The following is a 17,778-nucleotide window of genomic DNA, read 5'->3' as shown; positions in this document are numbered from 1 at the left end:
GATGCCGCGGGCCGAGGTGCTCGCGAAGATGAGATGACCCTCAGGCAGGAGTAGAGCTATGGAGCGGCAGGCTGTCGGACAAGAACTAGCCCCTTTGCTGATCGAGTTGGTAGATCTCGCACTCACCGCGAAGCAGGCACATTGGAATGTCAGTGGCATGTGGTTCAGGCAACTCCACACGCAGCTCGACGTACTCGCCGATGACCTCAGGCTTTGGTCCGACGACGTCGCCGAGCGCCTGACGACGATCGGAGTCGCCGCCGATGCGAGGGTTGAGACGGTTGCGGCGAGAACGCCTTTTGCCAGCTTCCCGAGCGGCTCGATTGACAGTACGAAAGTGGCGTCGCTCATCGTCGAGAGGCTGGAGAAGGTCGTCGAGAACAACCAGACCAGGATCGCGAAGCTCGGCGTGGTCGACCTGGTCACCCAGGAACTGGTCATAGGGATCACCGGCGGGCTGCAGAAGCAGGAATGGATGTTCGCCGCCGAGCAACCCGGCCGGCCGGCCTAGAACTGCCCGGATCGAGCACCGACTTTCTCGGCCTCCGCATCCAGGCGACCCCGTCCTCGTCGACATCGGCGCCCAGCACCACCTCGTGGCGGAAGCGCCCCCACGAACGGGTCCGGCGACGCAACCATCCCGTCCTCCTTGTCAGCCTCCGACGGGGGACGACCCCGCGCATCCCGGTTCTGCGCAGTCCTGGGCACGGGTGCGTCTGAGTTGATCGCAGGTACGCCGTCGCCGGCCGCCGGGAGCAGAAACCACCTGAATCAGGGATGTGTCGTGGGCGTCGTGGCGAAAGGGTGGCGGCGCCGACCCCGTCAGAAGGGACCTGTCATGACCACGCCTCAGCAGACGCCTGCCCTCATCCGCGGTCAGAGCATCGCTTCCTTCACCAGCTACGCCGAGGCCCAGCGCGCGGTGGACTACCTGTCGGACAACGGCTTCCCGGTCGAGAACATCACCATCGTCGGCTCCGACCTGAAACAGGTCGAGCGGGTCCTCGGCCGAATGACGAAATGGAAGGCAGCACTGGCCGGTGCAGGCTCCGGCGCCTGGTTCGGTGCGCTGGTCGGCCTGTTGCTGTCATTGTTCGCCGACAGCGGCACCGGCGTTGTGGTGATCCTGCTCTGGGGGTTGTTCTACGGGGCGATCTTCGGGGCGGTCCTTGGATTCGTCGCGCATCTGTTCACCTTCGGTCAGCGTGATTTCTCCACCTCCGGGATCACCGTGGCGAGCCGGTACGAGCTCTACTGCGTGCGGGAGCACGCAGCTCGTGCCGCCGAGATGCTGAACCAGATGCCCACCCGTGGCGCCGAGTGATCGGCTGGAGCGGCCGGCAGCCCGAACCACATGTTCTGGGGATGTGCTTCCTGCCCCAGGAAGCCAGGTTGGGTTTGTCCGTGACAAAACAGACGAAGGCCCGGAGCACACAGGAGGAAGACCATGGCGAAGGCCGTCGGCATCGACCTGGGCACGACCAACTCAGTGATCGCGGCGATGGAGGGCGGCCAGCCAACGGTCGTACCGAACGCCGAGGGAGCCCGGACCACGCCGTCCGTGGTGGCGTTCACGGACGCCGGTGAACGGCTGGTCGGCCAGTTGGCGCGCCGTCAGTCCGTACTCAACCCCAAGGGCACGATCACCTCGGCGAAACGATTCATCGGGCGGAGGTTCGAGGAGGTCTCCTCAGAGCTCTCCGCCGTCTCGTACGACGTCGTCGCCGGGCCGGACGGGGCAGTGAGATTCGAGATCCGGGACAGACTGCACGCACCGGAGGAGATCTCCGCCCTGATCCTGCGCAAACTCGTCGAAGACGCCGGGAAGTTCCTCGGCGAGAAGGTCACCGAGGCCGTCATCACCGTGCCGGCGTACTTCAACGACGCCCAACGTCAGGCGACCAAAGACGCGGGGCGCATCGCGGGCCTCGAGGTGCTGCGGATCATCAACGAGCCGACAGCCGCAGCGCTGGCCTACGGGATGGACAAGCTCGAGAACGAGACAATCCTGGTGTTCGATCTCGGTGGGGGTACCTTCGACGTCAGCGTGCTCACCGTCGGCGACGGAGTTGTCGAGGTCCAGGCCACCGCCGGTGACCCGCATCTGGGCGGCGACGACTTCGACCGCCGGGTGGTCGACAAACTCGCCGACGACTTCCAGCGTGAGGTCGGGGTCGACCTGCGGCAGGACCCGCAGGCCTTGCAACGATTGTTCGAGGCCGCCGAGAAGGCCAAGGTCGAGCTCTCGTCGGTCACCCAGACGACGATCAATCTGCCGTTCATCACCGCGAACGCCCAAGGACCGCAACATCTCAACACCACGCTGATGCGGTCCACCTTTGAGCAGTTGACCGCAGACCTGGTCGATCGGTGCCTGGGGCCGGTCGAGCAGGCGATGGCCGACGCCAAGATGACGGCGAACGACATCGACGAGGTGATCCTGGTCGGCGGTTCGACCCGGATTCCGGCGGTCCAGGCCCTGGTTCGTCGGCTCACCGGCGGCAAGGACCCGAACATGACGGTGAATCCGGACGAGGTGGTCGCCATCGGTGCCGCCGTGCAGGCCGCGATCATCAAAGGTGAGGTCAAGGACGTGCTGCTGCTCGACGTTACCCCGCTGTCGCTGGGGCTGGAGACGATGGGCGGGGTGATGACGAAGGTGATCGAGCGCAACACGACCATCCCGGCCCGCCGGAGCGAAATCTTCAGTACCGCCGAGGACAATCAGACCGCGGTGGACGTGGTGGTCCTGCAAGGCGAGCGGGAGTTGGCTGCGGACAACCGGGTGCTGGCTCGCTTCCGCCTGGAGAACATCCGCCCGGCACCGCGCGGCGTACCGCAGATCGAGGTCACCTTCGATATCGATGCCAACGGCATCCTGCACGTGGCCGCCAAGGACAAGGACACCGGCGCGGAGCAGAAGGTCACGATCAGCGAGACCTCCAACCTGGACCAGTCCGAGGTCGAACGGATGGTCGCGGACGCCGAGGCGCACCGCAGCGATGACAGCCGGCTGCGTGAACTGGTCGATGCGCGCAATGCGCTGGACTCGGCCGCGTACCAGGTGGACAAGGCGCTCGCCGACCGCGGCGATGCGGTGGCCGAGCACGACCGAGCCCGGGCCGAGATGCTGGTCGGCGACGCCCGCGAGGCGCTCCAGGACCAGGAAACGCCACTGGAACGGCTGCGTTCGCTGACAGGTGAGCTTCAGCAACTCGGCCAGGCTCTGAGCTCGAGCACGGCGCCGCAGGGCTCCAGTGATACGCCGCCGGCGGACGATGGCGACGAGGACGTCATCGATGCCGAGTTCTCGACGAGCTGATCCGAATGGCCGATCAGGAGACCGATACCGGTGCGGCGCCGTCACGAGTCGACGAGGCCCTGGAGGAGGCACGCGAGCAGGCCGCCGAGATGGAAGACAGATGGCGGCGCACAGCGGCCGAGCTGGACAACTTCCGGAAGCGGGTAGCGCGGGAATCCGGACAGCAGCGGGACACCGAACGCGCCCTGGTCGCCGCCAGTTGGCTGCCGGTCGTCGACAACCTGGAGTTGGCGCTGGAGCACGCCGACGCCGGCGACGAGGCGATTCTCGAAGGTATCCGGGCCGTCCGGGACCAGGCCCTCGCAGTACTGTCCGGACTCGGCTACCCCCAGGCCGACGACAGCGGGAAACCCTTCGACCCGGCGCTGCACGAGGCAGTCGGCACGACGCCCAGCCCTGAGGTACCGGCCGGCACGATCGTGCACGTCGTCCGGCCGCGGTACGGCGACGGGAAACGGGTGCTTCGTCCGGCCGGCGTGGTCGTCGCCGCGGAGGAGGGCTGATGCCCAGCCCGGACTTCTACGCGACCCTCGGGGTCTCGCGGGACGCAAGCGCCGACGAGATCCAGAAGTCCTACCGTCGGCTCGCTCGCAAGTACCACCCGGACGTGAACAAGGACCCCGACGCGGAGGAACGGTTCAAGCAGGTCTCCGAGGCTTACGACGTACTGTCGGATCCCCAACAGCGCAAGCGGTACGACGCGTTCGGTGACGACTTCCGCCGGGTGCCTCCCGACGTCGACCCCGACACCTACGCCCGGTCCCGCGCCGGTGCCGGCCGGCCCGGGGGCGGCGGCCGGGCCCGGGACGGTACCTGGGATACCGGAGGGACGCAGTTCGATGCCGAGGGCATCGATCTGGACGACCTGCTCGGCGGGGTGTTCGGCGGCCGGACCCGGCGCGGCTGGGGCCGGATTCCGGGCTCGGACCAGGAGGTCGAGCTGGAGCTGACCGTCGAGGAGGCCTACCGCGGCGGCAACCGGAAACTGACCGTGCACGGTCCTACCGGTGCGGACCGGACCATCGACGTCAAGATCCCGGCCGGCGTGGTGAACGGTCAGCGGATCCGGCTCGGCGCGCAGGGCGGCCAGGGCACCGGTGGCGCACCCGCCGGAGACCTGTACCTGGTGGTCCGGATCGCAAGCCATCCGCGGTACCGGGTCTCTGGTCGTGACCTCACCGTCGACCTGCCGCTCGCTGTGTGGGAGGGGGCTCTGGGTGCCTCGGTGTCGATCGAGACTCCTGGTGGTGAGGCGACGGTGAAGGTGCCGAAGGCCAGCTCGAGCGGACGCAGGCTCCGGCTCAAAGGCCGCGGTCTTCCGAACCCCCGTGGAACGCCGGGTGACCTGTACGCCGAGGTCAGATTGATGGTTCCCCCGAGGCTCACCCGCGAGGAGAGGCGCCTGTTCGAGGAATTGGCCGGGACGTCGAAGTTCGACCCGAGGAGGCGGTCATGAGCCACCAGTTGACCAGGCCCAGCCGGTTCGCGCTGGAGAACTTCGCGCGGGTGACCGGCGCACATCCCGAACTGCTGAGGCGGTTCGTCGCCCTGGGGTTGCTCGAGGCAACGACCGACGGCACCGGTGAGTTGTGGTTCGGGCCGTCGCAGCTGAGCCGGGTGGCCCGGATCCAGCGACTCCGGGCCGGGCTCGACCTGAACTATGCGGCGCTGGGCCTGGTGATGGACCTGCTGGATCGCATCGCCGTGCTGGAAGCAGAGCGCAGACGTTTCGTCGGAAGAGGAGCCAGGACATGGATATGAACCGCCTCACGCAGAAGTCGCAGGAGGCTCTGCACGACGCTCAGACGAAAGCCCTGCGGTTCGGGCACAGTCAGATCGACGGCGAGCACTTGCTGCTGGCGCTGCTGGAGCAATCAGACGGTCTGACCCCGAGGCTGTTGGCCCAGGCCGGTGCGGATCCGGACGAGCTGCGGGACAGATTGGAACAGGAGCTGAGCCGGCGTCCCAAGGTCAGCGGTCCCGGCGCGGAGCCCGGCCAGGTGTTGATCACCCAGAGGTTGTCGCGGCTTCTCGACGCCGCGGATCGGGAGGCCAAGCGGCTCAAGGACGAGTACGTCTCGATCGAGCACCTCGTGATCGCGTTGCTGGACGAGGGCCGGCAGAGCGCGTCCGGGCGGCTGCTCGCCGAGCAGGGGTTGACCCGGGACGGCTTCCTCTCGGCGCTGACCGCCGTACGGGGGAACCAACGGGTCACCTCGGCGATGCCGGAAGCGTCGTACGAGGCGTTGGAGAAATACGGCCGGGACCTGGTCAAGGACGCGTCGGAGGGCCGGTTGGACCCGGTCATCGGCCGGGACAACGAGATCCGCCGCGTTGTGCAGATTCTGTCCCGCAAGACCAAGAACAACCCCGTGCTGATCGGCGACCCGGGCGTCGGCAAGACCGCGATCGTCGAGGGTCTCGCGCAACGAATCGCCAACGGCGACGTACCGGAGGGGTTGCGGGACCGGACCGTGTTCGCGCTGGACATGGCTTCACTGGTTGCCGGGGCCAAGTACCGCGGGGAGTTCGAGGAACGGTTCAAGGCCGTGCTCAACGAGGTGAAGGCGGCGGAGGGCCGGATCTTGTTGTTCGTCGACGAGTTGCACACGGTGGTGGGTGCGGGCGCGACCGAGGGCGCGATGGATGCGGGCAACATGCTGAAGCCGATGCTGGCCCGCGGTGAGTTGCACATGATCGGCGCGACCACGCTGGACGAGTACCGGATGCACGTCGAGAAGGACGCGGCACTGGAACGCCGGTTCCAGCCGGTGGTCGTCGACGAGCCGACGGTCGAGGACGCGATTTCGATCCTGCGCGGCTTGCGTGAGCGGCTGGAGGTCTTCCACGGCGTGAAGATCCAGGACGCAGCGATGGTCGCAGCCGTCGTACTGAGCCACCGGTACATCTCCGACCGGTTCCTGCCGGACAAGGCGATCGACCTGGTGGACGAGGCGTGCGCGATGCTGCGGACCGAGATCGACTCGATGCCGGCCGAGCTGGATGAGCTGACCAGGCGGGTACGCCGGCTGGAGATCGAGGAGGCCGCGCTGGCCAAGGAGGAGGACGCCGCCAGTCGGCAGCGGCTGGACGAACTGCGAAAGGAACTGGCCGATGTACGAGCCGAGGCTGACGCGATGCACGCGCAGTGGGAGGCGGAACGGCAGGCGTTGCGCAAGGTCCAGACGCTGCGGCAGGAGATGGAGCAGGTCCGGCAGGAGGCCGAGCAGGCCGAGCGCGACTACGACCTGAACCGGGCAGCGGAACTGCGGCACGGCCGGCTACCGGAGCTCGAACGTCAGCTCGCGGCCGAGGAGGAGCGATTGGCGAAGAAGCAGCACGGCAACCGGCTGTTACGCGAGGTCGTGACCGAGGAAGAGATCGCTTCGATCGTGTCGCGGTGGACGGGCATCCCGGTCAGCCGCCTGCAGGAGGGCGAACGGGAGAAGCTGCTGCGGCTGGACGAGGTGCTGCACGAGCGGCTGGTCGGGCAGGACGAGGCGGTCCAGTTGGTGGCGGATGCGATCGTCCGGGCCCGCTCGGGGATCAAGGACCCGCGCCGGCCGATCGGCTCGTTCATCTTCCTGGGCCCGACCGGGGTGGGAAAGACCGAGCTGGCCAAGACGCTGGCGGCGGCGCTGTTCGACACCGAGGAGAACATCGTCCGGATCGATATGAGCGAGTACCAGGAGCGGCACACGGTCAGCCGGCTGATGGGAGCGCCGCCCGGATACGTCGGCTACGAGGAGGGCGGCCAGTTGACCGAGGCCGTCCGGCGCAAGCCGTACTCCGTGGTCCTGTTCGACGAGATCGAGAAGGCACACCCGGACGTCTTCAACACGTTGCTGCAGATCCTCGACGACGGCCGGCTGACGGACGCCCAAGGCCGGACCGTGGACATGCGCAACACCGTGATCATCATGACCTCGAACATCGGGTCGGCGTACCTGCTGGACGGAGTGACCGCGGACGGGCAGGTCAAGGAGGACGCGCGGGATGCCGTGATGGACGAGCTGCGACGGCAGTTCCGGCCTGAGTTCCTCAACCGGGTGGACGAGATCGTGCTGTTCAAGCCACTCACGATGGCCGAGATCGAACGCATCGTGGACCTGATGTTCGACGACCTGCGGACCCGGCTGGCGGATCGCCGGATGACGCTCGAGGTCGCGCCGGACGCGGCCCGGCACATCGCCGCGCAGGGCTTCGACCCGGTGTACGGCGCCCGCCCGCTGCGGCGGTTCATCGCGCGCGAGGTGGAGACCAGGATCGGTCGCGCCTTGCTGGGCGGCAACGTGCTGGACGGGGCGGTGATCCGGGTGACCGTCCAGGACGGCGACATCGTCGTCACGCACGAGAACCCCGTGGAGGCGGTGGCATGAAGGTCGTGACCTGTCCGAATTGTCAGCGCCGCAACCGGGTGCCCGCTGCGGCGGAAGGCGCCCCCCGCTGCGGCAACTGCCAGCGGCCGCTGCCTTGGATCGTCGATGCCGGCGACAACGATTTCGCCGAGATCGTGGAGCAGGCAAGCCTGCCAGTGTTGGTCGATCTCTGGGCTCCCTGGTGTGGACCCTGCCGCATGGTCAGTCCCGTGCTCGAGCAGCTAGCCACGGAGAAGGCGGGCCAGCTCAAGCTGGTCAAAGTCAACGCCGACGAGGCTCCGGGGCTGTCCCAGCGCTTCGAGGTGAGATCCATTCCTACCCTGATGGTGTTCCGGCACGGCCAGGTTGTCGCCACGCAGATCGGTGCCGCCCAGGCGTCGGTCCTGCGGCCATGGCTGGAAGGCGCACTGGCCAAGGAGCCGGCCCCGTGACCAGCGTGCCCGGACGGTCCCTATGAAGGAAACGCCCGACCTGTACGGCGCTTACCCCCGGCTGGAGGACTATCAGCTGGCCGAGCTCACGCCGCTCGGCGAGCGGCGCACGACCAGTGCGGGCGAAGTGCTGCAGCAGGCGGGGGAGTCCTCGGACGAATTCATCGTCGTACTCGACGGGACAGTCGCCATCGTGCAGGACACGACTGAGCCGGAACGGGTCATCGCCGTCCACGGGCCGCGCCGGTTCCTCGGCGAGATCGGCATGCTGACCGGACAGCAGTTCTTCCTCAGCGCGGTCGCGCAGGAGCCGGGCGAAGTGCTCGCCGTACCGCCCGAGCAGTTGAGGGAGCTGGTATCGCGAGATCCGCGGCTGGCCGATCTCATCCTGCGGGCGTTCCTGATCCGCCGGTCGCTCCAGCTGACCCTTGGCGCCGGCTTCGCGATCATCGGGTCCCGGTTCTCGGCCGACACCCGTCGGCTGCGCGATTTCGCGGCGCGCAACCGGCTGCCACATCACTGGATCGACCTGGAGAACGACGCGGAGGCCGAGCGCCTGCTGCGCGAACTCGGTCTCGGCCGCGACGATACCCCGGTGGTGATCTGGCGGGGCCAGGTGCTGCGGAACCCGGACAACGAACGACTGGCCACCGCCGTGGGTCTGCGCACTGCGATGCCGGTGCGGTCGGTGTGCGACCTGATCGTGGTCGGCGCAGGTCCGGCCGGTCTGGCGGCCGCGGTGTACGGCGCCTCAGAAGGACTGGCCACTGTGGTCCTGGACTCCGTGGCCACCGGCGGCCAGGCGGGCACTTCGTCAAGGATCGAGAACTACCTGGGTTTCCCGGCGGGCGTCAGTGGCGCGGAACTGGCCGACCTCGCCGAGATCCAGGCGAGGCGTTTCGGTGCCGAATTCATAGTGCCTGCCACCGCCGTGGCGCTCCTGGAGCGGGATGGGCACCACGTAGTACAGCTTGAGGACGAAGCGCGCATCAGTAGCCGTGCAGTGCTGATCGCGTCCGGCGTCCGCTACCGAAAACTTGATCTGCCAGGACTGGATGACGTCACTTCGACCAGCGTGTACTACGCGGCGACCGAACTCGAGGCGAACCTGTGCCGGCACGATCCGGTGGTCGTCGTCGGAGGCGGCAACTCTGCCGGGCAGGCTGCGGTGTTCCTCGCCCAGCACGCTGCCCAAGTGGTTCTGGTTGTCCGGAGCAACGAACTCGGGCAGGACATGTCCCGCTACCTGGCCGACCGGATCGAGCGGACCGAGAGGATCGCCGTACTCGTGCACAGCGAGGTGCGTGCGGCCAGCGGTGACCGGATGCTCGACGAGGTCGTGGTGGAGGACTTGAAGACGGGGCAGCGCCACGTCGAACCCGCCAAGGCCTTGTTCGTCTTCATCGGTAGCCTCCCGCACGTGCGCTGGCTCAGCGACCAGATCGCGCTGGACGATCGTGGCTTCGTCCGCACCGGAAGCCAGCTGCCAGGTAGGAGGCAGGTGCTCGAGACCAGTAGGACGGGGGTCTTCGCCGCCGGCGACGTCCGGAGCGGGGCGGTACGACGAGTGGCTGCAGCCGTGGGGGAGGGCGCCCTCGCCGTGCGGATGGTGCACGAGCATCTTGGCCGCTACTCGTAGTTCGTGGCCGGAAGCAACAGAAGCGCCGAGGCCTGTTGGGCTCCGGCCGATCCGCGTCAGGAGTCGGCGGACTGCTCGCGGGCGAGGCGTTCGCGGCGGTCCTGTTCGCGCTTGGAGTACGCGGCCGCGCGAATCGACTCGTCCGACTCCAGACCGGAGCCGAGGCCACCGCCGACAGTGGCGGCAGACGCGACGAACCACGCCAGGACGAACAGGTCGCCAGGCCCGACCGGAGCGTTGACCGAGCTGCCGACCAGATCGGGGTCGAGGATGAAGTAGGCCCACGCCAGGTTCACGACGTACAGGGCGACATAGCAGATGAGCACGCCCACCGTCAGGGTCAGCAGCGTCGAGGCGTTGTAGAGGCGTGACCTTTCCCGCGCCGACGGGGAGTCGTCGTCGGGCCGGTCCCACAGCTCTCCGTCGATCACGAGCCACCCGACGACGAGGGCGATCGAGGCGACGGTTGCGACGACCAGCCGCCACCACGACAGCGAACTGGCCAGCAGCCAGACCGTGGAGTTGATCGTGGCCACGGCGCTGGTTGCCAGGGCTGCCACGAGCGCTGACTTCAGGCCGGGAACCAACAGCCACGGCCGGTTGGCGAGCACCATGCCTGAGAGCAGGCGCCAGCGGCCGCGCATGCGGGAAAGAGCCACCTGGTGCTCCTCCCGCGTGTTCGGGTCCGCCATGCCGGTGAGCAGCGAGCGCACCGCCCGACGAGCACGGGAGTGCATTCGAAGCCCGCCCAATGCGGGCAGTGACAGCACCGCCGCCTGTCGTTCCGGGTCGGCCTCGACCAGCAGGTGCCGGCCCTCACTGTCGTGCAGGGGCAGCTCCGTCAGACCGATCACCAGGTCCCAGTGTTGCCGGCGAGCGTGGTCCTGCAGCCGTGCCACCGCGATGTCGACCGCCTCGGAGCCTGTGGTGAACGGTTCACTCAGCACGGTGATCTGCCAGGCGTTGCGGCCGTCGAGCGGCCTCAGGTCGGTCAGACGTCGGGCGATCACAGTCGGCGCGGCAGGATCAGCCACGAGTCCGACGCGGATGGATTCCATGAACGTTCAGTACCCAGTCGTGCAACGACTACCCGATCAGGGGATGTTGGGTCCGGCGGTCGTGGTGGCCCACGAGATGGTGCAGGCGATCCAGTGACGGACCGAGCTGGAAACTCAGTCGGCGTTGACCTAACCGCAGGCGGGTCGCCGCCCGAATGGCGTCTCGTCGATGAGTGGAGAACCACCTGTTCTGGGGATGTGTGTCATCCCCTGCTGGACAAGATTTGTAAGGAACAGCAGCAGGACCCATAACAGCAGGAGGCCGAGCATGCTGGATCCTCATCTGACCCTGGTCAGGCCGGTCCGGCCACGTACACCCGAAGGGTGCGAGGAGTGCCTCAAGCTGAACTCGCCCTGGGTGCACCTGCGGCTCTGTCTGAGCTGCGGTCACGTCGGCTGCTGTGACTCGTCGCCGCTGAAGCACGCGCGCGCCCACGCGGCGTACGACGGACACCCGATCGTCCAGTCGTTCGAACCGGGTGAGAACTGGCGCTGGTGCTACTTCGACGAAGTCTTCGTATGACGGACCGAACTCTCGGCTCGGACGAACCCGGACGAGCACTGCGGAAGGATCACCGATGGCAACGATCACAACGACACGGCACGACGACGAGATCCAGCAGGAAGTTCTCGCCGAACTGGCGTGGGACGCCCAGGTCCAGCCCAACGAGATCGGCGTCGCGGTACAGAACGGCATCGTGACACTGACAGGCTGGGTGGATTCCTTCATCAAGAAGTGGGCCGCCGAGCAGGCCGCCCACCGGGTGCGCGGAGTCGTTGCGGTGGCGAATGATCTCGAGATCCGGTTGCCGACCTCTGAGGAGAGGACCGACGCTGATATCGCTGCCGCGGCCGTGCGCGCCCTGGAATGGGACGCGATGGTGCCGATGCGGAATCTCGAGGTGACCGTCTCGAAGGGATGGGTCACGCTGGGCGGAGAACTCGAGTGGCAGTTTCAGAAAAGTGACGCCGAGCGGGTCGTTCGCCGGCTGGCGGGAGTCCGCGGGGTCAGCAACCTGATCGAGGTCAAGCCGCGGATCAAGCCCGCACCGGATGTGTTGAAGCGCAGGATCGAGGACGCGCTGGTGCGGAGTGCCGAGACGGATGCCAACCGGATCTCAGTCGTGGTCGACCGCGGCAAGGTGACCTTGGAGGGGACCGTGCGGTCCTGGGCGGAGAAGGAGGAGGCGGAACGCGCAGCCTGGTCCGCACCAGGTGTCACCTCGGTCGACAACCGCATCGTCGTGCGACTTCCTTGACCAGAACATTCAGCTGGTGCACGACCAAGCTCGCCGACACCGGAACCACCCACTCATCCCGCTGAGGATCGGCTCATGTTCAACCACCGTCAGGACCTTCAGTTCACCACGGTTCCCGAGCACGCGGACGCCTTGTTCGCCCGTCGTCTGGAGGACGTGCTCGGAGGCCAGTACGACGAGATCGGCGTCGCGATGCACTACATGTTCCAGTCTTGGGACATGCATGTCCAGGGCAAGTATCGCGACCTGGTCTTCGGCCTCGGCTCCGAACAGGTCGCCAACGTCGAGATGCTGGCCACGATGATCGCGCAGTTGCTGGAGCATGCTCCAGCAAGTGTTCTCGACACTGCGGTCCGGCTCGACCCGACGGTCGCCGCGGTGATCGCCGGCACCGACCTTCAGCAGGCGATCGCAACCGGTGCCGGTCCTCAGGCTGCGGACAACCCGTGGAAAGTGGCCTCCAGCACCGTCAGCAGAAACCTTGCCGCCGACTTCCAGACCAATGCTGCCGCCGAACTGAACCGCCGGATGCAGCTCTCGCGGCTGTATCGGATGACTGACGACGCCAACATCCGGTACCTGCTCTCCTTCTTGCTGGCACGAGCCGCGGCCAATGAGCGGTTGTGCCGATCCGTCTCTGCAGAATTGAAGGAAGGAGCGTCGGCCCAAGCCATCGAAAGCTGACGGCGGGCGGGAGGTGGGTGTGCGTCAGTGACGGCAACTCGACAGAGTCTGCGGTGATGGAGGAAAGGGCCGGGTCGCGTCTCAACCGCGAAGACACTGAGCGGCTGCTTGCCGGAGGCAGCTTCTTCTGGATCGACCTGCATCGACCGTCGGCCGAGGACTTCACGATCCTGCGCGACGTCTTCCGGTTCCACCCACTGGCGCTCGAGGACAGCGAACAGTTCGATCAGCGGCCGAAGATCGAAGAGTACGACGACTTCGTCTTCCTGGTCCTGTACGGCGCGGTGCCGGACGACGGCCGCCTCGTCGAGGTGCACTGCTTCTACTCCGAGCGTTTCCTCGTCACCATCCACCGTGACACGATTCCGGCCGTGTCCGCCGTACGGCGCAGATACGAGGCCGGTACCAGGTCCGCCGAGGATCCCATCTGGCTCACCCATCGATTCGTCGATGCCCTGGTCGACAGCTTCATCGCCATCCTCGCAGGCTTCGACGACCGCATCGAGGACATCGAGGACCGAGCTTCGACCCCGCTGCGATGCTTGGTGCCGAACACCAGATACAGCGGCTGGCCGCTGCCAGGGACGACCTTGAACTGCAGTTGGAACGTGAATCCGGCCCGGCGCAGGGCAGATCGATATGCGTTCAGCCACGTTTGCCATCGATCGCTGGGTCTGTCTCCCTGGCTGGCCTCTTGCCAGAATCGACGGCCGCCGAAGACTGCGTCGAACTGGTCCGGATCTTCTGACTCACGGCGGTTGAACCAGTTCGGACCGAAGGTGACGACAACCTCGCTCGACGGGTTGCGGGCGATTTGCGCGATTACGGGGTTCAGCGGAACGTTGACGTTGCCCCAACTGTCGAAGACGGCGAGGATCGGGTGCTCCCAGGCCCCGGTTTCGCCGAGGAGCTGGAGAGTGAGCGCGGCTGCCTCGCCGCGGCGCAGTACGACGGTCACAGGCAGCGCCGCTAGGTCGCCGAACCGCGCGGTCAGCTCGCCCTGCAGATGCTCAAATCGGGCCTTGTCCTTCTCGACGAAGATCAGCTTCACCCGGTCGCGAGTCAGCAGCATTCGATCGGCGGCCCGATGGTGCAGCAACCGGTCGAGGACGAATACTGGCGAACCTTCCTCGCCTCGGAGGTAGCGGCCGGGGCCGGCAAAGGCGTCGACATATGTGACTCGTGGACGACGGTAGCCCTCGGCTGTGGGTTGCAACATCTTCGGCCACCAGGCGTCGAGGTATCGCTTGTACAGGCGATGCTTGGCAGCGGTCGCCGGTTCAAGTTTCCACAGAACACCCGCCATGTCGCACCGTTCCCTTGTGCGCACGTGAATGCAATTACGCTACGTCAACGAGCTCGACTCCGCGCATCGTGCCGTCGTGTCTCGCGCATGATCGGGAGCGCGTGGAAGCCCAGAATCTCGAGAGCGCGATGCACGACATCTGCTGATCCCGGTTGAGACGGAACGTCGGTTTGGCTCAGGTTGGCGTGGCGAAAGATGGCGTCCGGGTGGCCGCAGAAGGTGACGCTTTTCGCACATTTGTAGCTCTGGGTGCGGCACGTTTCTACACCGGCGCCGAGGGGTCGCTCCTCAAGTGCAAGAAGTGTGACGGCGTTCTGCCCTGCCGCGATCGCTGATTCAGCGTATGTCGCACGCCGTTTAGCCGCTTGTTGTGGCACGCGATGAGTGCCACAACGCTTCCAACAGGCTTGCCTGCCAGGTGCGAGCGCAGCTCGCTGGAGCCAGCACGACGAGATCGAGCAGTGTCGTTCGGTCAGGTGCTGTACGGACGAGAAGTGGAACGCGCGCGACAGCCTCCACACTGCAGCGATGCCGGAACCGTAGCAGCCCAGTCGCACTCTGCCGTCGCGAACTCTTCCGCTCGTCACGCTCTGTGAGATACCGTCAGCAGCTCGCTTGGGGGAGTGAGTTTCTGGGGGCAGGATGAACGATCAACCGATGCCGACACTGAGTTGGGACAGTCTCCGGCCGTATGTGACGGTGGTGGTGCTGCAGTGCCTTTCGACGGACCCGGTTGCGGCCTTCGGTGAGCTGGAGGCATACCTGGCGACGCCAGGCCGTCGACAGGGTCGCCAGACGGTGGACATCGTCGCGATGTCCCGGAGTTCGGAGGCTGCAGAAGGTCTAGTCGCTCAATACGGCGTTGACCAGCTTGGCGGCTTCGTTCGGCGAACTCAGCGGAAGCCGTCGTGGGATGGGTCAGGCGCAGGCTTCCTGGACGTGGCGCATGATCTGACAGTCGTCCTGCGGCGCGGTCAGCTGGTCGCTGTGCGCGCCGACGGGATTGTCGAGGAGCGGTTGCAACGTCGGCTCGGCCAGGAGCCGCAGCTGCCGTTCCAGCGGTTGGAGCCAGGCGTGCTGGAGAACGCGTTGCTTCAGGGCGAAGCAAAGAACCTGTGGCTTCGCGGCACTCACCGGCGGAGCAAGCTGCGTCCCGACGTGAAGAACCTTGGGGGTGGGTCGCTCGAGGACGTGGTGAGTCCTTGGGAGGATTCGTCGTTCGCGATGGGCTCGGCGAAGGCCGCGCTGTTGGATGATCCGGGGCGTGTGGTGCTGCGAGGTGTGGTTGGAACGACGCCACGCCGGTCATCGGTGTGGTTCAAGGGTTCCGCAGACTTCCCCGAGTTCGTGACGGCCGTACTGGAGCTACTGGCCCTGCTGGAACAGGAGATCGCCACCGGGTCGGCACAGCCTCGTGCGCTGCGAGTGTTCGCTCGGCAGGTGACGGACCTGAGCGGTGTCAGCGGGGCCTACGATATTTCGGTTGTGGATCCGGAGTTTCTCAGCGGAATCATCGCCGACGAGGTGTTCGATGCCGCAGACCTCCTCTCCGACGCCACGCTGATCGTCCATGGCGGTCCGACCGCCGACTTCAAGCTCGAGGTCGGCCTCCATGGCTCCACCGGAGGCAAACTGGCTGCGACAGTCAACCAGACGAACGGCAAGTACACCCTCACCGTTGGGCACGATGCGATCACGCAGCCGACCGACTCGGGCGCTGTGGCCGAGGTGTGTGGGGCGTTGCAGTATCCGCGGCTGCTCAGCATCTACTACAAGTCCGGGCACGCGTACGTCGACGGCGAACTGTGGACGACCCGGATTCCCAGGGATCCTTTCCCGAACTGGGACTTCCAGGACTTCTCCGGCTACCGCATCAAGCAGGAGAAGCCCGCCACGAAGTCTCCCCAGCAAATCCACCAACTGACCGGTGAGGCCGGGGACTCGTTGTTCCACTGGGTTGTCCAGCACTACCAGGACGGGTGGCTGACCTGCGACGACGGCTCGGGCGAGGTGGCGGACTTCGTCCACGTATCGAGTTCTGGCGTGCTGACCTTCATCCACGTCAAAGGTGCGGAGAACGACTCCCCGCACCGCGGAGTGTCTGCCGCGGCGTACGAGGTTGTCACCAGTCAAGCCGAGAAGAACCTGCTCTGGTTTGCTGACCTCGAATCTCTCCGGGCCCGGCTCGACAACCCGCCGGTGGCGAAGCCGGCCACATGGATCCATGGCGCGAAGGCTCCTGATCGGCTCGAGTTCCTGGACGCGTTCGACAGCCGCTCGGCTTCCGATCCGCTCCGTGTCGTCATCGTCCAGCCCCATGTGAGCGAAGCGACGTACAACCGCCTGCGAGTGGCTCCGCTCCCGACCCAACCGAACGACGACCTCATGCGGCTGTTCCGTCTGGAGAATCTCCTCCGCATGACCCGCACATCGGCGGTTGGGGCCAACGCAGACCTGACAGTCATCAGCAGCAAGACCTAGGTGTGCATCGTCCGAACGGGAACGACCGATACTCCCCGCCGGCACCGCACCGGAGTGAGAACATGGCTCGATGATCCAAGCTCAGGCTTGAAGTCGAGCGGCGGGTACTACTGCAGGCTCGACGGTGTTCGTTCGGGGCGGCCGGGGCATGGGCGACCAGCCCGCCTCGGGTGGGGTCACTCTTGTGTCGGGCAAACGGCAATCGCACGAGCATCAGCTGAGGCAGCGTCCCACTGGCCCCGGACGCCAAGCGTTGAACCCGACAAGTAGGAATCGGACCGCCTCCGGACCCCGGAGGGTGCGCGCCCCGGACTCTCGCCTTCACGTCCAGGAGGCAGTATGGGGCATTCCAGGCGGGTGCTCATCGAGAGCCGTGGGCCAGGCCTGCGCGGCCGTGTCGCTCGACCTGACAGACAGACCCGTCACCTCGCCGAGACCGGCGACGGTGCTGCGCGACGAATGAGCCGATCAGTGCTGACTGCCAGAGCTGAAGCCGGACGGTCAGCATCAGGCTCGGGGCTAGCGCGTTCGATCTCACTCCTGCAGCGGCGCATCGCGGCCCTCGCGGACGATGTCCTCAACCCGCTCGGCGTTCTCGTTCGTACCGATCTCGAGGACCGTGACTGCCTTCGCTTCCGGAAATTCTGATGGCCTGAGTTCCTGCAACGCCGCCCCTCAGATCTGCATGCTCTGCCGTGTCTTGATTGTCTTGCCTGTGGCCAGCGTCGCCTCGATGGAGACCGCACGGCCTGTCTTCCACACGTCCGATGCGGCGCTGACCCCTTCGCGGATCATCTCTATGGGGGCAAACCAGCTCTGCGAGGCGCCCGCTTCGATCCGGTGGGGGAACGTGGGACCGATGGCCTCGCCGATCGGCACGAAGCCGACGCCAGACTCGTGTTTTAGTCCAAACTTCGTCACGGTCATCGGCGCCCGGCCGTGGTTCACCACCTCGATGCCGATGATCTCCGGACCGTTGTAGCCCTGACGTCGCATCTGCTTGACGGGGAACGGAGCACCGTTCTTGCCGATCGGGCCGACCATCGCTGTCCCTGTCCCCGGCCCGACGATGATGCCGTGCATCATCGTCGCCCGTGGCCGCGCCGTCGACCAGAACCAGGTCGCGATCTGCCAGACGCACGAGACGAGGGCGATCACGAAGCCCAAGATCGCGATGATGAGCGTTACGACGTCCATGATGTTCCTTCTACTGCGCAGC

Annotated in this window: 16 protein-coding genes and 2 pseudogenes; 14 read left to right on the top strand and 4 right to left on the bottom strand. The window is 66.4% G+C overall.

Annotated elements, in window-relative coordinates:
- Positions 1-94: 94 nt before the first annotated feature.
- From FDA38_RS27005 to FDA38_RS26965, 9 genes are all read left to right on the top strand, one after another.
- On the top strand, positions 95-511 hold the full coding sequence (locus tag FDA38_RS27005; protein ID WP_170989881.1) for a Dps family protein: 417 nt from the start codon (positions 95-97) through the stop codon (positions 509-511).
- A gap of 327 nt (positions 512-838) precedes the next feature.
- A complete protein-coding gene (locus FDA38_RS27000; RefSeq protein ID WP_137256943.1) occupies positions 839-1,324 on the top strand; it encodes a general stress protein in 486 nt (161 codons plus the stop codon).
- Positions 1,325-1,447: 123 nt separating this feature from the next.
- Positions 1,448-3,322 (top strand): molecular chaperone DnaK, encoded by a 1,875-nt coding sequence (dnaK, locus tag FDA38_RS26995; RefSeq protein WP_137256942.1) that lies wholly within the window; start codon positions 1,448-1,450, stop codon positions 3,320-3,322.
- 5 nt (positions 3,323-3,327) lie between these two features.
- Entirely contained in the window at positions 3,328-3,825 is a 498-nt protein-coding gene (locus FDA38_RS26990; RefSeq protein WP_137256941.1) for a nucleotide exchange factor GrpE, read from the top strand.
- Positions 3,825-4,778 carry a DnaJ C-terminal domain-containing protein gene (locus FDA38_RS26985; RefSeq protein WP_137256940.1) on the top strand — a complete coding sequence of 318 codons (954 nt, stop codon included), beginning with the start codon at positions 3,825-3,827 and terminating at the stop codon, positions 4,776-4,778. Before FDA38_RS26990 ends, FDA38_RS26985 begins: the two co-directional genes overlap by 1 nt.
- The gene (locus FDA38_RS26980; protein WP_137256939.1) at positions 4,775-5,083 is read left to right on the top strand and encodes a chaperone modulator CbpM; all 309 of its coding nucleotides are present in this window, start codon (positions 4,775-4,777) and stop codon (positions 5,081-5,083) included. Before FDA38_RS26985 ends, FDA38_RS26980 begins: the two co-directional genes overlap by 4 nt.
- Positions 5,074-7,701 carry an ATP-dependent chaperone ClpB gene (clpB, locus tag FDA38_RS26975; RefSeq protein WP_137256938.1) on the top strand — a complete coding sequence of 876 codons (2,628 nt, stop codon included), beginning with the start codon at positions 5,074-5,076 and terminating at the stop codon, positions 7,699-7,701. The genes FDA38_RS26980 and clpB overlap by 10 nt, the downstream gene beginning before the upstream one ends.
- Positions 7,698-8,132 (top strand): thioredoxin TrxC, encoded by a 435-nt coding sequence (trxC, locus tag FDA38_RS26970; protein ID WP_137256937.1) that lies wholly within the window; start codon positions 7,698-7,700, stop codon positions 8,130-8,132. The genes clpB and trxC overlap by 4 nt, the downstream gene beginning before the upstream one ends.
- Positions 8,133-8,154: 22 nt before the next feature.
- Positions 8,155-9,771: an FAD-dependent oxidoreductase gene (locus FDA38_RS26965; RefSeq protein WP_137256936.1), complete on the top strand. Its 1,617-nt coding sequence runs from the start codon at positions 8,155-8,157 to the stop codon at positions 9,769-9,771.
- Between the two features lie 56 nt (positions 9,772-9,827).
- Here FDA38_RS26965 and FDA38_RS26960 read toward each other — a convergent pair whose 3' ends face one another.
- Entirely contained in the window at positions 9,828-10,829 is a 1,002-nt protein-coding gene (locus tag FDA38_RS26960; RefSeq protein ID WP_137256935.1) for a hypothetical protein, read from the bottom strand.
- A gap of 268 nt (positions 10,830-11,097) precedes the next feature.
- Between FDA38_RS26960 and FDA38_RS26955 the strand changes: the two genes are divergently transcribed.
- From FDA38_RS26955 to FDA38_RS43700, 4 genes and pseudogenes are all read left to right on the top strand, one after another.
- On the top strand, positions 11,098-11,352 hold the full coding sequence (locus FDA38_RS26955; protein WP_137256934.1) for a UBP-type zinc finger domain-containing protein: 255 nt from the start codon (positions 11,098-11,100) through the stop codon (positions 11,350-11,352).
- Between the two features lie 55 nt (positions 11,353-11,407).
- The gene (locus FDA38_RS26950; protein WP_137256933.1) at positions 11,408-12,088 is read left to right on the top strand and encodes a BON domain-containing protein; all 681 of its coding nucleotides are present in this window, start codon (positions 11,408-11,410) and stop codon (positions 12,086-12,088) included.
- Between the two features lie 75 nt (positions 12,089-12,163).
- Positions 12,164-12,772: a manganese catalase family protein gene (locus FDA38_RS26945; RefSeq protein WP_137256932.1), complete on the top strand. Its 609-nt coding sequence runs from the start codon at positions 12,164-12,166 to the stop codon at positions 12,770-12,772.
- 56 nt (positions 12,773-12,828) lie between these two features.
- Positions 12,829-13,236: pseudogene (locus FDA38_RS43700) on the top strand (CorA family divalent cation transporter); the annotation flags it as partial.
- 71 nt (positions 13,237-13,307) lie between these two features.
- Here the strand turns inward: FDA38_RS43700 and FDA38_RS26940 are convergent.
- A pseudogene (locus FDA38_RS26940) lies at positions 13,308-14,078 on the bottom strand (three-Cys-motif partner protein TcmP); the annotation flags it as partial.
- Between the two features lie 939 nt (positions 14,079-15,017).
- On the opposite strand from FDA38_RS26940, the gene FDA38_RS26935 reads away from it, so the two are divergent.
- Positions 15,018-16,559 (top strand): hypothetical protein, encoded by a 1,542-nt coding sequence (locus FDA38_RS26935; RefSeq protein ID WP_137256930.1) that lies wholly within the window; start codon positions 15,018-15,020, stop codon positions 16,557-16,559.
- Between the two features lie 534 nt (positions 16,560-17,093).
- Here FDA38_RS26935 and FDA38_RS43460 read toward each other — a convergent pair.
- Together FDA38_RS43460 and FDA38_RS26930 are read right to left on the bottom strand one after the other, a co-directional pair.
- Positions 17,094-17,225: a hypothetical protein gene (locus FDA38_RS43460; protein WP_267901768.1), complete on the bottom strand. Its 132-nt coding sequence runs from the start codon at positions 17,223-17,225 to the stop codon at positions 17,094-17,096.
- Positions 17,226-17,234: 9 nt separating this feature from the next.
- Positions 17,235-17,756 carry a phosphoribosylamine--glycine ligase gene (locus tag FDA38_RS26930; RefSeq protein WP_137256929.1) on the bottom strand — a complete coding sequence of 174 codons (522 nt, stop codon included), beginning with the start codon at positions 17,754-17,756 and terminating at the stop codon, positions 17,235-17,237.
- Positions 17,757-17,778 lie beyond the last annotated feature (22 nt).

The sequence above is a fragment of the Kribbella jiaozuonensis genome (assembly GCF_005233875.1).
Classification (GTDB): domain Bacteria; phylum Actinomycetota; class Actinomycetes; order Propionibacteriales; family Kribbellaceae; genus Kribbella; species Kribbella jiaozuonensis.
The sequence above is the reverse complement of the archived record's forward strand: the minus strand, read 5'-3'. Positions and strand labels throughout refer to the sequence as shown.